General features: G+C 72.7%; 13 protein-coding genes. 8 read left to right on the top strand and 5 right to left on the bottom strand.

Going from position 1 to position 13,892, the window contains the following annotated elements:
• The first annotated feature begins 93 nt into the window (after positions 1–93).
• The 5 genes from aroH (at position 94) to der (ending at position 4,688) form a co-directional block, all read left to right on the top strand.
• On the top strand, positions 94–456 hold the full coding sequence (gene aroH, locus VE614_RS22835; protein WP_324940236.1) for a chorismate mutase: 363 nt from the start codon (positions 94–96) through the stop codon (positions 454–456).
• Complete coding sequence (locus VE614_RS22830; RefSeq protein ID WP_324940233.1) at positions 453–1,538, top strand: prephenate dehydrogenase; 1,086 nt, start codon at positions 453–455, stop codon at positions 1,536–1,538. The genes aroH and VE614_RS22830 overlap by 4 nt, the downstream gene beginning before the upstream one ends.
• 252 nt (positions 1,539–1,790) lie before the next feature.
• Complete coding sequence (gene cmk, locus VE614_RS22825) at positions 1,791–2,486, top strand: (d)CMP kinase (RefSeq protein WP_324940231.1); 696 nt, start codon at positions 1,791–1,793, stop codon at positions 2,484–2,486.
• The gene (locus VE614_RS22820; RefSeq protein WP_324940228.1) at positions 2,483–3,130 is read left to right on the top strand and encodes a lysophospholipid acyltransferase family protein; all 648 of its coding nucleotides are present in this window, start codon (positions 2,483–2,485) and stop codon (positions 3,128–3,130) included. The genes cmk and VE614_RS22820 overlap by 4 nt, the downstream gene beginning before the upstream one ends.
• 76 nt (positions 3,131–3,206) lie before the next feature.
• Positions 3,207–4,688, top strand: coding sequence for a ribosome biogenesis GTPase Der (gene der, locus VE614_RS22815; RefSeq protein WP_324940225.1), 1,482 nt, complete (start codon positions 3,207–3,209; stop codon positions 4,686–4,688).
• 53 nt (positions 4,689–4,741) lie between these two features.
• Here the strand turns inward: der and VE614_RS22810 are convergent, their stop codons facing one another.
• Entirely contained in the window at positions 4,742–5,113 is a 372-nt protein-coding gene (locus VE614_RS22810; RefSeq protein WP_324940222.1) for a hypothetical protein, read from the bottom strand.
• Between the two features lie 133 nt (positions 5,114–5,246).
• Complete coding sequence (locus VE614_RS22805) at positions 5,247–6,029, bottom strand: hypothetical protein (protein WP_324940219.1); 783 nt, start codon at positions 6,027–6,029, stop codon at positions 5,247–5,249.
• A gap of 788 nt (positions 6,030–6,817) precedes the next feature.
• Here VE614_RS22805 and VE614_RS22800 point away from each other — a divergent pair.
• On the top strand, positions 6,818–7,450 hold the full coding sequence (locus tag VE614_RS22800) for a transglycosylase family protein (protein WP_324940216.1): 633 nt from the start codon (positions 6,818–6,820) through the stop codon (positions 7,448–7,450).
• 200 nt (positions 7,451–7,650) lie between these two features.
• Here VE614_RS22800 and ctaD read toward each other — a convergent pair whose 3' ends face one another.
• The gene (ctaD, locus tag VE614_RS22795) at positions 7,651–9,345 is read right to left on the bottom strand and encodes a cytochrome c oxidase subunit I (RefSeq protein ID WP_324940212.1); all 1,695 of its coding nucleotides are present in this window, start codon (positions 9,343–9,345) and stop codon (positions 7,651–7,653) included.
• 442 nt (positions 9,346–9,787) lie between these two features.
• Here ctaD and VE614_RS22790 point away from each other — a divergent pair, with 442 nt between their 5' ends.
• Positions 9,788–10,003 carry an I78 family peptidase inhibitor gene (locus tag VE614_RS22790; protein WP_324940209.1) on the top strand — a complete coding sequence of 72 codons (216 nt, stop codon included), beginning with the start codon at positions 9,788–9,790 and terminating at the stop codon, positions 10,001–10,003.
• A 53-nt stretch (positions 10,004–10,056) separates the two neighbouring features.
• Here the strand turns inward: VE614_RS22790 and VE614_RS22785 are convergent, their stop codons facing one another.
• Together VE614_RS22785 and VE614_RS22780 are read right to left on the bottom strand one after the other, a co-directional pair.
• A complete protein-coding gene (locus VE614_RS22785) occupies positions 10,057–11,097 on the bottom strand; it encodes a phosphatase PAP2 family protein (RefSeq protein WP_324940206.1) in 1,041 nt (346 codons plus the stop codon).
• Positions 11,098–11,338: 241 nt separating this feature from the next.
• Complete coding sequence (locus VE614_RS22780; protein ID WP_324940203.1) at positions 11,339–12,634, bottom strand: hypothetical protein; 1,296 nt, start codon at positions 12,632–12,634, stop codon at positions 11,339–11,341.
• A 258-nt stretch (positions 12,635–12,892) separates the two neighbouring features.
• Between VE614_RS22780 and VE614_RS22775 the strand changes: the two genes are divergently transcribed.
• Positions 12,893–13,892, top strand: a 1,000-nt coding sequence (locus VE614_RS22775; RefSeq protein ID WP_324940200.1) for an MFS transporter, incomplete at its 3' end; no start/stop codon positions are given.

Here is a 13,892-nt window from a genome sequence, read left to right as displayed (position 1 = left end):
CGTCTCAGGTGGCGGGCGCCGGGCGCCGGGCGGTCCCGGGCTGACTAGGCTGGTCGGACGCAGATCGGTACGCACACAGCAAGGAGCAGCGCCGTGGCGGTACGAGCGGTCCGGGGGGCCGTCCAGCTGGAACGGGACGACGCCGAGCACATGGACGCGCAGGTAGGAGCCCTGCTCACCGCCATCCTGGAGCGGAACGGCCTCACCGCCGACGACCTGATCAGCATCTGGTTCACGGCCACGCCCGACCTGCACAGCGACTTCCCGGCCGCCGCCGCCCGCGCGCTCGGCATCACCGACGTGCCGCTGATCTGCGCCCAGGAACTCGACATCGAGGGCGCCATGCCCCGCGTCGTACGGGTCCTCGCCCACATCGAGTCCGACCGGCCCCGTGCCGACATCCACCACGTCTACCTCGGCGCCGCCGCCGCTCTGCGCAAGGACATCGCCCAGTGAGGACCGCACTCGTCATCGGCACCGGCCTGATCGGCACCTCCGCCGCCCTGGCGCTCGTCCAGCGCGGCGTCACCGTCCACCTCGACGACCACGACCCCGAGCAGGCCCGCACCGCCGCCGCGCTCGGCGCCGGCACCGACGAGGCACCCGACGGGCCCGTCGACCTCGCCGTCGTCGCCGCCCCGCCCGCCCACGTCGCCACCGTGCTCGCCGACGTCATGCGGCGCGGGGTCGCGCGCGGCTACGTCGACGTGGCCAGCGTCAAGGGCGGCCCGCGGCGCGAGCTGAAGGCGCTCGGCCTCGACCTGGCGTCCTACCTCGGCACCCACCCCATGTCCGGCCGCGAGAAGTCCGGGCCGCTCGCCGCCACCGGCGACCTCTTCGAGGGCCGCCCCTGGGTGCTCACCCCGAGCCGGGACACCGACACCGAGGTGCTGAACCTCGCCCTGGAACTGGTCTCGCACTGCCGGGCCGTCCCCGTGGTGATGGACGCGGACGCCCACGACCGGGCCGTGGCGCTCGTCTCGCACATGCCCCACCTGGTCTCCAGCATGGTCGCCGCGCGCCTGGAGCACGCCGACGAGGCCGCCGTACGGCTGTGCGGGCAGGGCATCCGGGACGTGACCCGGATCGCCGCCTCCGACCCCCGGATGTGGATCGACATCCTCTCCGCCAACCCCGGGCCGGTCGCCGACCTCCTCGCGGACGTCTCCGCCGACCTCGACGAGACGGTACGTGCCCTGCGCGCCCTCCAGTCCTCCGACGAGGCCAAGCGGCGCGAGGGCGCCACGGGCATCGAGGACGTGCTGCGGCGCGGCAACGCGGGACAGGTCCGGGTGCCCGGCAAGCATGGTTCGGCGCCGCGGGCCTACGAGACCGTGGCCGTGCTCATCGACGACCAGCCGGGGCAGCTGGCCCGCATCTTCGCGGACGCGGGGCAGGCCGGGGTCAACATCGAGGACGTGCGGATCGAGCACGCGACGGGGCAGCAGGCCGGTCTGGTGCAGTTGTCGGTCGAGCCGAAGGCGGCGGCCGTGCTGAGTGCCGCGCTGCGGGAGCGGGGCTGGGCGATCCGGCAGTAGTGGCCCGCGTTGTCGTGGCCGTCGTCTCCGGGGCCGCCGCCCCCGGGCCCCCGCTTCGGCCCTGGACGGGTCTCGTCCGCACACGCCGGACGGGCTGATCCTGCTGACCGTGTCGGCGAGGCGCCGCCGGACGGGCTGGGAGGGCCGTGCGGCGGGCGCTCGTCCGGATGGGGGACCCGCACCCAGTAACCTTGTCCGGGGCACCCGAACCGCCCCCCGCCCCCGCCACCCGCACCAGGAAGGTGTCCCCCCGTGGAAAACGGCGCCGCCCGGACCGTTCCGTCAGTGATCGTCGCCATCGACGGCCCCTCCGGCACCGGCAAGTCGAGCACGTCGAAGGCCGTGGCCGCGCAGCTCGGCCTCAGCTACCTGGACACGGGCGCCCAGTACCGGGCGATCACCTGGTGGATGGCGACCAACGGCATCGACCTCGACGACCCGACGGCGATCGCCGCCGTGGCCGGGAAGCCGGAGATCGTCTCCGGCACCGACCCCGTGGCCCCGGCCATCACGGTCGACGGCGTGGACGTCTCCGGCCCGATCCGCACCCAGGAGGTCACCTCCAAGGTCAGCGCGGTCAGCGCGGTCCCCGAGGTGCGGACCCGGATCACCGAGTTGCAGCGGTCCATCGCGGCCTCCGCCGAGCACGGCATCGTCGTCGAGGGCCGTGACATCGGGACGACGGTTCTGCCGGACGCCGACCTGAAGATCTTCCTCACCGCCTCCCCGGAGGCGCGTGCCGCCCGCCGCAGCGGCGAGCTGAAGGGCGCCGACGTCCACGCGACCCGCGAGGACCTGCTGAAGCGGGACGCGGCCGACTCCAGCCGCAAGACCTCCCCGCTGGCCAAGGCCGACGACGCCGTCGAGGTGGACACCACCGACCTGACGCTGGCGCAGGTCGTCGAGTGCGTGGTCACCCTCGTCGAGGAGAAGCGGGCCGGGAAGTGAGCGAGGTTCCGTCGGCGCGGGGCGCCGAGGTCGGGCGGCGCATCGGCGTCGGGCTGATGTACGGGCTGTGGCGGCCCCGGGTGCTCGGCGCCTGGAAGGTCCCGCCGAGCGGACCCGTGATCCTCGCGATCAACCACTCGCACAACATCGACGGGCCGATGGTCATGGGCGTGGCGCCCCGGCCGACGCACTTCCTGATCAAGAAGGAGGCGTTCGTCGGCCCGCTGGACCCCTTCCTGACCGGCATCGGCCAGCTGAAGGTGGACCGCGACTCCACCGACCGCACCGCCATCACGCGGGCGCTGGGCGTGCTGGAGAACGGCGGGGTGCTGGGCATATTCCCGGAGGGCACCCGGGGCGAGGGCGACTTCGCCTCGCTGCGCGCCGGGCTCGCCTACTTCGCGGTGCGCGGCGGCGCCCCGGTGGTGCCCGTGGCGGTGCTGGGAAGTTCCGGGCGCCCCGGACGGTTGATAAAGGCGCTGCCCCCGCTGCGCAGCCGCATCGACGTGGTCTTCGGGGACCCGTTCGAGGCGGGCGACGGCTCCGGGCGGCGCACGCGCACGGCGCTGGACGAGGCGACCGAACGCATCCAGAAGCAGCTCAGCCTGCACCTGGAAAACGCCAGGCGTCTGACCGGGCGCTGAGCGACACTGAGTAGTGGATCACCCCGAATCGGGGCACTCCACCGATCACCACGATGAACGACGAGGTACGGACTTCATGAACGACCAGATCCAGCCCGGCGGCTCGGACGGTTTCGAGCACGACCACGGGGCGCTCGGCGATGCCGAGTACGCGGAGTTCATGGAGCTCGCCGCGGAAGAGGGCTTCGACCCGGCGGAGGTCGAGGGCGCCATCGAGGCGGCCGGGCACGGCCCGCTGCCCGTGCTCGCCGTCGTCGGCCGCCCCAATGTCGGCAAGTCGACCCTGGTGAACCGGGTCATCGGCCGCCGCGAGGCGGTCGTCGAGGACCGGCCGGGCGTCACCCGCGACCGGGTCACCTACGAGGCCGAGTGGGCGGGCCGCCGCTTCAAGGTCGTCGACACCGGCGGCTGGGAGCAGGACGTCTTCGGCATCGACGCCTCCGTCGCCGCGCAGGCCGAGTTCGCCATCGAGGCGGCCGACGCGGTGGTCTTCGTCGTCGACGCCAAGGTCGGCGCCACCGACACCGACGAGGCGGTCGTCCGGCTGCTGCGCAAGGCGGGCAAGCCCGTCGTGCTGTGCGCCAACAAGGTCGACGGCCCGAGCGGCGAGGCCGACGCGGCCTCCCTGTGGTCCCTGGGGCTCGGCGAGCCGCACCCGGTCTCCGCGCTGCACGGCCGGGGCACCGGCGACATGCTGGACGCCGTTCTGGAGGTGCTGCCGGACGCCCCCGAGCAGACCTTCGGCAGCGCCGTCGGCGGCCCGCGCCGTATCGCCCTGATCGGGCGCCCGAACGTCGGCAAGTCCTCCCTGCTGAACAAGGTGGCGGGCGAGGAGCGCGTCGTCGTCAACGAGGTGGCGGGCACCACCCGCGACCCGGTCGACGAGATGATCGAGCTGGGCGGCAAGACCTGGAAGTTCGTCGACACGGCGGGCATCCGCAAGCGGGTCCACCTCCAGCAGGGCGCCGACTACTACGCGTCGCTGCGCACGGCCGCCGCCGTGGAGAAGGCCGAGGTCGCGGTCGTCCTGATCGACTCCTCCGAGAGCATCTCCGTGCAGGACCAGCGGATCATCTCCATGGCCGTCGAGGCGGGCCGGGCGCTCGTCATCGCGTTCAACAAGTGGGACACCCTCGACGAGGAGCGCCGCTACTACCTGGAGCGGGAGATCGAGACGGAGATGGGCCAGGTCGCCTGGGCGCCCCGGGTGAACGTCTCGGCACGCACCGGCCGGCACATGGAGAAGCTGGTCCCGGCGATCGAGACCGCCCTCGCGGGCTGGGAGACCCGGGTGCCGACGGGCCGGCTGAACGCCTTCCTCGGCGAGCTGGTCTCCGCCCACCCGCACCCGATCCGGGGCGGCAAGCAGCCGCGCATCCTGTTCGGCACCCAGGCCGGCACCAAGCCGCCGCGGTTCGTGCTTTTCGCCTCCGGCTTCATCGAGGCGGGCTATCGCCGCTTCATCGAGCGCCGGCTGCGTGAGGAGTTCGGCTTCGAGGGCACGCCGATCCACATCTCGGTGCGGGTGCGCGAGAAGCGCGGCGCGAAGAAGAAGTGACGTGACGACGTGAAAGGGCGGCCCCGTGAGGGGCCGCCCTTTCACGTCGTCGGTCAGCGGTTGCCGCGCCGGGCCGGGGGCAGCGCCGCCGGGATCTGTCGGACGCGCTGCCACTGCGACGGCTGTGCGCCGCTCTGCCGGGCGCTCTGCGCGCCCGCGCTGTAGGCGCTGTACGACCCGCCGAGCGAGCCACCCAGGAAGCCGCCCAGCGAGCCCGCCCCGTACGGGATGCTCCCGAAGGCGGTGAATCCCAGCTTCTCCTCACCGCTGCGGTCGCCCGGCAGGGTGCGGAACGACTTGACGTACTCGGCGTAGAGCTTGTCGTAGATCGGCGTGGGCGAGGGGCCGCTCTGGTCATGGACCGAGCGCGGCGGGGGAGGGACCGACGGATAGGACTGGCGGCGGGGAGCGTCGTATGCGTGCACGTATGTCCAAACGACACCACGGCACAAGAAGATGCGGGGGAGCACACCCGCCTGGACGGGGCGCGGGGAACCGTGCGATCGACCGCGACGGACCCGCAGCCGCCCGCGCCGTACCCTCACGGCGAACAGGCGCTCACGTGCCCGCCAGCGGCAGCGTGCTCGCGACCAGCTTGCCGCCGGCGGCGGCCTTGTCCAGCGCCTCGCGCAGCAGGTCCTCCCGGGGCTGCCGTCCGATGGACCCCGCCGGCGCGGCGAACATCAGCACCTGCTGGTGCTTGTTGGCGGCGGACCGCCAGCCCTCCGTGACCTGCAACGGCTGGTGCGCCTGCCACCAGGCCACCGGCTGGCCACCGTTCGCCGCGGGCTGGAGCACCGCGTGCAGCTGCCCCATCGCCAGCAGCACCGACCATCCGTGCAGCACCGGAGGCACCGAGTTCAGCTCGGTCACCGGCATGAACCCCTGCTCGATGAGCAGCGGCAGGAAGTCGTCGCCGACGGCGGTCGAGCCGGGCCGCACGATGGGGCCGGTCGGCTCGACGACCAGCGCCGGGTGCAACTCCCCGGCGATCAGGACGAGCCCGCTGGTCACCCCGAGCACGGCCTGTTCGGGCGCGACCTTGTCGGGCTCCAGGTCCACGGTGTCGCCGCTGATGGACCTCACGGCGCCCTGGAGCTGTTCCTCGGTGACCTGGACGACCTGGGAGGGCAGGCAGGTGGCGTGGGCGAAGGCGAGCACGGCGGTCTCGTCGCCGATGAACAGCACGGTGCTGGTGCGCTCGCGCTCGGAGTCGCCCGGGGTGCGGCAGGACGTGCAGTCATAACTGCCCGGGGTGTTGTCTCCGGCGAGCAGCCGGTCGGCTTCTTCGTCGCCGATCTCGGCGCGAACCTCGTCGCTGACGTCGAGCATGCGCGGCACGGGTGGCTCCCTGGGGATGCGGTGCGTGGCGAGGCCGGGTGGCTCCCGGCCCGTGGTCCGGGACGGTCCCGGGCTCATGAAGATGACAACGGCCGATCTGTGGCGGGAGTCACGCTGCACGGCGAACGGAATCGAACCATCCGACGCGGAGGGTCGCCCTCGGGCCGGGGTTCGGCGCTCACCGTCAACTACGCCGCGCCCTACGGCACTTGGGCCCGCGAGGTGGGTCACGGGGCGCCCGGGTGAGAGGTCGACAAATCCCGAAATCGGCGAATGAATGGGGTGGCCGGAATTCGCCGATACCGTCGGTAACTTCGAACTGGCTTGCGTCAACCGGGCGCCGGTTGTGTCGATAACGCCCGCGACGGCGTCCGTAAGAGCCCTACGACGGCGGCTCTCGCCGGGGCTGCCCTGCTCGCCCCGCCAGGGCTGCCGACCGTGACCGGCACCGCCTGCGCGCCGGCCGACGGCCGGGCCGCCAAGGACCAGCAGTTCGCGGTCGCCACCAGAGCCCGGTGCGACCAGGGGTGGGGCGTGGCCGATCCGCTCGGCGCGCGCCGGAGCGTACGGAAGCTCGCCCGCCGCGCCCGCCCCCGCCTCCCCGGCGGCCCCGGCACGGCCCGCCGGGCGGACCGCCGGGACACCCCCGACGTGATCGTGCCCGGGCCGCGCCTGGAACCTCTGAGGCCGCCGTCCGGGGTGGGCCCGGTGCGCCGACCGGGTGGGACCACCGCGGGCGCTGGGCGCGGCTCGGAGGATGCCCCAGGGGCGCCGCTTAGCGTGGGCCGATGTTCCGCACGCCGATCGCGCTCGCCCTGGCCGTGGCCGCCCTGCTGACCGCGCCCGCCCCCGCCGCCGCCCAGACGGCACCCCCGTCCCCGCCGACCGGACCGCAGACCCTCCGCGCGCCGCACGCCTGCGCCGAGGACCAGTGGCCCTGGGGGTGTGTCGCCGAGTGCGAGAGCGGAGGCAACTGGCACATCAACACCGGCAACGGCTTCTACGGCGGCCTGCAGTTCTGGCAGCCCACCTGGGAGGCGTTCGGCGGCCTGAAGTACGCGCCCCGCGCGGACCTCGCCACCCGCGCGGAGCAGATCGCCGTCGCCCAGGAGGTGCTGGCGGTGCAGGGATGGGAGGCCTGGCCGGTGTGCTCCAAGCGGTACGGGCTCAAGGGGCGGATGCACACCGTCAAACGCGGGGACACGCTCGCCTCGATCGCCCGCAAGTACCGCGTCAAGGGCGGCTGGCAGGCGCTCTACCAGGCCAACAAGAAGACGATCGGCTCCCGTCCTGACCTGCTGACGGTGGGCATGATGATCGCCCTCCCGGCGAGCTCCGCCCGCGCCCAGTACCCGGAGTGGACACCCGCGGTCTTCGGCCCGCCGCTCGGCGACGCCGCAGTTCGACGGCCTCACCGCTGAGCGCCCCGGCCCGCGGCGCGGTTCCTGCCCGACGCCCGTCCGGCCGGGCGGGACGGGCGGCAGCCGCTGCTCGGCGAGGCCCCGGAACTGCCTGTCGGTGGCGGGCCGGCGGGACGGCGTGGGCTGGGTGTCCCACGGCGAGATGACCACGGGCTGGTTCGGCGTCGCCCAGCCGGCGTACGAGCCCTGGCGGGAGGTGTTCAGGGGTGCCCGGGGACGCTCCGGTCGTGCGCCGGGTCGGAGTGCTGGGGGGCCGGAGCGGCGTACTCCGGATGGTGCAGGTCGAACGCCGGGGAGTCGGAGCGGACCCGGGGCAGCGTCGTGAAGTTGTGCCGCGGCGGCGGGCAGGAGGTCGCCCACTCCAAGGACCGGCCGTAGCCCCAGGGGTCGTCGACCTCCACCTTCGTGCCGTACTTGGCGGTCTTCCAGACGTTGTAGAGGAACGGCAGCGTGGACAGGCCCAGCAGGAACGCGCCGATCGTCGAGACCGTGTTGAGGGCGGTGAAGCCGTCCGCGGCCAGATAGTCCGGGTAGCGGCGTGGCATGCCCTCGGCGCCCAGCCAGTGCTGCACCAGGAAGGTGGTGTGGAAGCCGACGAAGAGCGTCCAGAACTGGATCTTGCCGAGCCGTTCGTCGAGCAGCTTCCCGGTGAACTTGGGCCACCAGAAGAAGAACCCGGCGAAGATCGCGAAGACGACCGTGCCGAACACCACGTAGTGGAAGTGCGCGACGACGAAGTACGAGTCGGTGACGTGGAAGTCCATCGGCGGGGAGGCCAGGATCACCCCCGTCAGCCCGCCGAACAGGAACGTCACCAGGAAGCCGGCCGACCACAGCATCGGCGTCTCGAAGGACAGCGAGCCCCCCAGCATGGTGCCGGTCCAGTTGAAGAACTTCACGCCCGTCGGCACGGCGATCAGGAAGCTCATGAAGGAGAAGAACGGCAGCAGCACCGCGCCGGTGGCGAACATGTGGTGCGCCCACACCACCACCGACAGACCGGTGATCGCCATCGTCGCGCCGACCAGCGCCACGTAGCCGAAGATCGGCTTCCGGCTGAAGACCGGGATGATCTCCGTGACGATCCCGAAGAACGGCAGCGCGATGATGTACACCTCGGGATGTCCGAAGAACCAGAACAGGTGCTGCCACAGCAGCGCCCCGCCGTTCGCCGCGTTGAAGATCTGCGAGCCGAACCGCCGGTCCGCCTCCAGACAGAGCAGCGCCGCGGCCAGCACCGGGAACGCCAGCAGGATCAGGATCGACGTGAACAGGGTGTTCCAGGTGAAGATCGGCATCCGGAACATCGTCATGCCCGGGGCGCGCATCCCGATGATGGTGGTGATGAAGTTGACCGCGCCGAGGATCGTGCCGAAGCCGGACAGCGCCAGCCCCATGATCCACAGATCGGGGCCGACCCCCGGCGAGCGCTCCAGGCTGTTCAGCGGCGCGTAGGCGAACCAGCCGAAGGCGGCCGGCCCGTCCGGCACCAGCAGGGAGCCGAGCACGATCAGCCCGCCGAACAGGAACAGCCAGTACGACAGCATGTTCAGCCGGGGGAAGGCGACATCAGGGGCGCCGATCTGCAGGGGCATCAGCTCGTTGGCGAAGCCCGCGAAGGCCGGGGTCGCGAACAGCAGCAGCATGATCGTGCCGTGCAGGGTGAACAGCTGGTTGAACTCGTGGTTGCTCACCAGCTGGAGCCCCGGCCGGGCCAGCTCGGCGCGCATCACCAGCGCCATCACCCCGCCGACCAGGAAGAACCCGAACGACGTGAGCAGATACAGATGACCGATCTTCTTGTGGTCGGTGGTGGTCAGCCAGTCGATGACCACCCGGCCGTGCGCCTTGGTCCGTACGGGTCGCGCCGTCGCCGGTACCGTCTCCGTCCCCATGCCTCGCTCGCCCCTTCGCTCGTCGCGTCCCGGGCCCGCAGCCGCTCGCGCCGCACCCGCGGCCGAGCCCCGCCATGATGCTCGCGCGGTCGCGCAGCGCGACAGGGCGCATACGGGCCTTCTGTGCCGGAAGCGTGGATTTCCGGTGTGGAATCGGCCCGCGCCGCTCGGCCGGGAATGGGAAGGGAATGCGCTCCCGGGACGGTCCTCCCGGCACTTTCCGCCGGGCAATTCGGCGAGCCGCGCCGACACGCGGGAATTGCGTTCGAATGCCTGCGGAAGGCGTACGGAACCGCTCATCCGTGTGAGGCGTACCGCCTGAAACACGTGTCGTGATCCTGTGACAGAAGTGTGACCGGAGGGGGATCAGTGACCCAGTGTGTCGGCTTGCCCTTCCGGGACCACCCTTCCCTCCGCCGCCGCCCGCGCCTAGCGTGGCGGCATGGCACCGATTCCGAAACCCTCCGCAGAACCCCAGGACAGCCCCGACACCTACGTCGGCCTCGCCGCGGACGCCGCCGAGCGGCGCGCCCGGGAACGGGGGTGGTCGACGGTGCGCGCGCTGCCACCGGGGGCGATCATCACGATGGAGTACCGCGTGGGACGGCTGAACTTCGAGGTCAGGGACGGCCGGGTGGCGCGCGCCTGGAAGGGCTGAGAGCGCGTGAGTGAGGCCCCGGTCGCCACGACCGGGGCCTCACTCACGCGCTCTCAGCCGCCGGTCAGCGGACGCGCCGCCGGGGCCGCCGTGCCGCGGGCGAGGCGGTCGGGGTGCGGCGGGCGGCGGCTTCCGGCCGGGGTGACGGGGATGCGCTCCGAGCGGGCCGTGTGCGGGCCCGGCGCCAGCAGCGCCGACGCCCGCGAGGTGCGCACGGCGGTCGGCGGGACGATCTCCCGCACCGGCACCGGCTCCTCCTCGGCGGCCGGGGCCGGGCTGAGCAGCGCGGGCTCGGGTACCGGGACGGCGCCGCCGCGGCGGTCGCGCAGCCGGTCGCGGAGCCGGTCGCGCTGGGTGAACAGCCAGGCCTCGGCGGTGGCGATGGTCGGCTCCAGCCACGGCAGCGCGAGCAGCACCAGCAGACCCGCGGCCCAGCCCAGCAGTACGTCGCTCAGCCAGTGCGTACCGAGGTAGACGGTGGTCAGGCCGACGCTCAGCGACAGCACCGCCGACAGGGCCGACAGCCAGCGGCGGGCGCCCGGCGTGGAGGCGAGATAGGCGAGGATGCCCCAGGTCACCACCGCGTTGGCGGTGTGGCCCGAGGGAAATATGTCGCTGCCGGCCTGGAACCAGTGCCACATCTCGTTGGAACCGACCTCGGTCGCGTAGTGCGGCCCCGAGCGGCCCAGCCCGTACTTCACGGCGCCCACCGTCACGTTCAGCAGCAGCAGTGCCGCGCCGAAGGCGAGCAGCGGGCGCAGGGTGTGCTGCCGCCAGCAGCGCCAGCCGAGCCAGGCCGCGACCATCACGGCCGTGGGGCCGCGCTGGCCGAGGACCACCCAGTAGTCCAGGAAGGCGTGGATCTCCGGCCACTGCTGGTAGGGCCGGAAGAGCATGGCCTGCCAGTCCAGCCGGACCAGCCACGAGGTGGTCACCACGGCGAGGACGATCGTGAGGTAGAAGGCGAGCGTCGCGCCGAAGAGCACCACCCGGTGCCGCGTCATGCGCGGCACGTCGAGGACCGGCCGCTGCGGTTCGCGGTCCAGTCGGGCGAAGATCCGGTCGAGCCGGGTCGGCCTTGGTTCGGTACGCACCCAATCGACGTTACAGCGAGTGAGCTGACTTCCTCGCCGAATCACCGGGTTTGTAATGACGATGTGATGTGGGATTGCTCTCAGGCGCGGGTTTATTTCCAGGGATTCCGCAATGCCCGGGTCGTGTTCCCTTCAATTCTTTTGATCATTCCGCGAGGGGCGGTTTCGCGCCGTTTATGAATTCGTTCACCGGCGCATGGGGTCGAATTCGCCGGGTGCTCACCGGGCGTAGCCGGGCCGGTCAGGGCGGACCCGAGCCGTTCAGCCAGAACGCCCCGTACCCCGCCGACACCACCGCCAGGACGGCCGTGACCAGCGCCGACCGGGAGGGGCGCAGCCGGGCGAGGGCGAGCGCGGGCGGCAGCAGCAGGGGGAAGGCGGGCAGCAGCAGGCGCGGCTTCGAGCCGAAGTAGCTCGACGCGCACAGCGCGAGGGCGGTGACCGTCCCGGCGTAGACCAGCAGCACAAGCGGCTGGCGCTGCCGGACACAGACGATGTACAGCCAGATCACCAGTCCGACTCCGGCGATCAGCCCGGCCCCGGCCGGAGCCGACGGAAACGACGTGAACTTGTCGGCGACGAACCGGGCGAAGGCGTAGCCGCCGTCGAAGCCGTTGCGCCAGCCCGCCTGGACGTCCAGATAGCCGAGCGGGCCCTTGCCGGTGCGGTGGCCGACCCAGAGCACATAGCCGGTGGCACCCAGGGGCGCGAGCAGCATTCCGAGGGCGCGCCGCCATGCGGGTGCGCCCTCCGGGGGTGGCTCGCCGGGGTGGAGGGAGGCGTGCGGCGCGGTGTGCGCGCCCGGGGCGGGCGCCGTGCTCCGCTGTCGCGCGGATGGCCCAACGGCCCGGGCCGGGGACCCCCGGTCGCGCGGCTCCCGGTCGCGCCGCTCCCGTACGAAGGACACCGCCCCCGCCGCCCACACCGCCGCCACCACCGCGAGCCCCACCGGCCGGGTCAGCCCCGCCAGCAGGGCGAGGGTGCCCGCGGTGAGCCAGCGGCCGGTGAGCACGGCGTACAGGGACCAGGCGGCCAGCGCGGTGAACAGGGACTCGCTGTACGCCATCGACTGCACGATCCCGACCGGCAGCACCGCCCACGCCAGCACCGCGCAGATCCCGGCCCGCCGGCCGTACAGCAGATCGGCGATCGCGAAGATCCCCCAGGCCGCGGCGAGCGAGGCGAACAGGCTGACGGCGAACCCGGCGTCCGCGTACGACAGCGGGGTCACCGCGTGCCCCAGCCGCTCCAGCCACGGCAGCAGCGGGAAGAACGCGAGGTTGGAGTGCACGTCGCCGCCCGGCAGGCGGACCTCGTAGCCGTACCCCAGCTCGGCGACCCTCACGTACCAGAGGGAGTCCCAGCGGGCGGTCAGCAGGGTGTACGCGCTCTTGTCGCGCGCGGCGCTCCACACGGCCAGCGCGAGCAGGCCCAGGGCGCGGACGGCCGCGTACCCCAGCAGGGCGGGCGCCGCGCGCGGCAGCCTCGGGCGCGTGGGACGCGCGGGGCCCGCGGTCCGGGTCTCAAGATCGGTCACGGGCTCGATTATCGGCGGGCGGGGAACCGGGCGGCCGGGCCGGCCGGGCTCCGGCCGCCCGAGTGGCACACGCCACACCGGATCCGCCGGACGGGTGAGAGTTCCGCCACGTGACCCCGGCGTGGACTCGCGTACGCTGACGTGTCACCCGCCGTTCGTTGCGCGGGCCGGAGACCACCGCTCCTCCGGCCGAGTCACGGGGGAGTCCCCACCTCCGTGAGCCCGCCGAGCGCGAGGGAACATCTGGGAGGTACGTACATGTCCGGGACGACCACGGCTGCCGTCGGGCTGCGCCGTCGGGCGGCCGGGGCCGGTGCCAACCGCTGGGTGGTGCTCGTCGTCCTCTGCGTCAGCCTGCTGCTGGTCGCCGTCGACGCCACGGTGCTGCACGTCGCCGTGCCCGCCGTCACCGAGGACATCAGGCCCGGCGCGATAGAGCTGCTCTGGATCGTCGACACCTACCCGCTGGTCTGCGCCGCGCTGCTGATCCTGTTCGGCACGCTCGGCGACCGGGTGGGCCGCAGACGGATCCTCCTCCTCGGATACGCCCTCTTCGGCGTGGCCTCCGCGCTGGCCGCCTTCGCCCCCGACGCCCAGATGCTGATCGTCGCCCGGGCGCTGCTCGGTGTCGGTGGCGCGATGATCATGCCCGCGACGCTGTCGATCCTGCGCCAGGTCTTCCCCGACCGGCGGGAGCGGGCGCTCGCCATCGGCATCTGGAGCGCGGTCGCCGCGGTCGGCGCGGCCGTGGGCCCGCTGCTCGGCGGTTTCCTGCTGGAGCACTTCTGGTGGGGCTCGGTCTTCCTCGTCAACATCCCGTTGATGCTGGTCAGTCTGCCCCTGGGACGGATGCTGCTGCCGGAGTCCAAGGGCGACGGCAAGGGCCCGTGGGACGTCGTCGGCGCCCTGATGGCGGCGGCCGGGCTCTTCGGCGCCGTGCTCGGCGTGAAGCGGCTCGGCGGCGGCGAGGGCCTGGGCCCGGCCACGGTGGTGCCGCTGCTGGTGGGCGCGGTGCTGCTGGTGCTGTTCGTGCGGCGCCAGCGGCGGCGGGCGTATCCGCTGGTCGACCTGAAGATGTTCGCCCGCCCGGCGTTCAGCACCTCCGTCGGCTGCATCGTGCTCGCGATGCTCGCCCTGGTCGGACTGGAGCTGATCGCGGCGCAGTACCTCCAGCTGGTGCTGGGGCTGTCCCCGCTGGAGACCGGGCTGCGGCTGCTGCCGCTGACCATAGCGGCGATGGCCAGCGGCAGCAGCCGCA

This window comes from Streptomyces sp. (genome assembly GCF_035645055.1).
Lineage (GTDB): Bacteria > Actinomycetota > Actinomycetes > Streptomycetales > Streptomycetaceae > Streptomyces.
Note: the sequence above shows the minus strand (reverse complement) of the source record. Positions and strands in the feature narration are given on the sequence as shown.

Bases quoted from the DNA above. Each gene is read 5' to 3' on its own strand.
- der (WP_324940225.1), top strand. From the start codon at position 3,207: ATGAACGACCAGATCCAGCCCGGCGGCTCGGACGGTTTCGAGCACGAC.
- VE614_RS22800 (WP_324940216.1), top strand. From the start codon at position 6,818: ATGTTCCGCACGCCGATCGCGCTCGCCCTGGCCGTGGCCGCCCTGCTG.
- ctaD (WP_324940212.1), bottom strand. From the start codon at position 9,345: ATGGGGACGGAGACGGTACCGGCGACGGCGCGACCCGTACGGACCAAG.
- VE614_RS22790 (WP_324940209.1), top strand. From the start codon at position 9,788: ATGGCACCGATTCCGAAACCCTCCGCAGAACCCCAGGACAGCCCCGAC.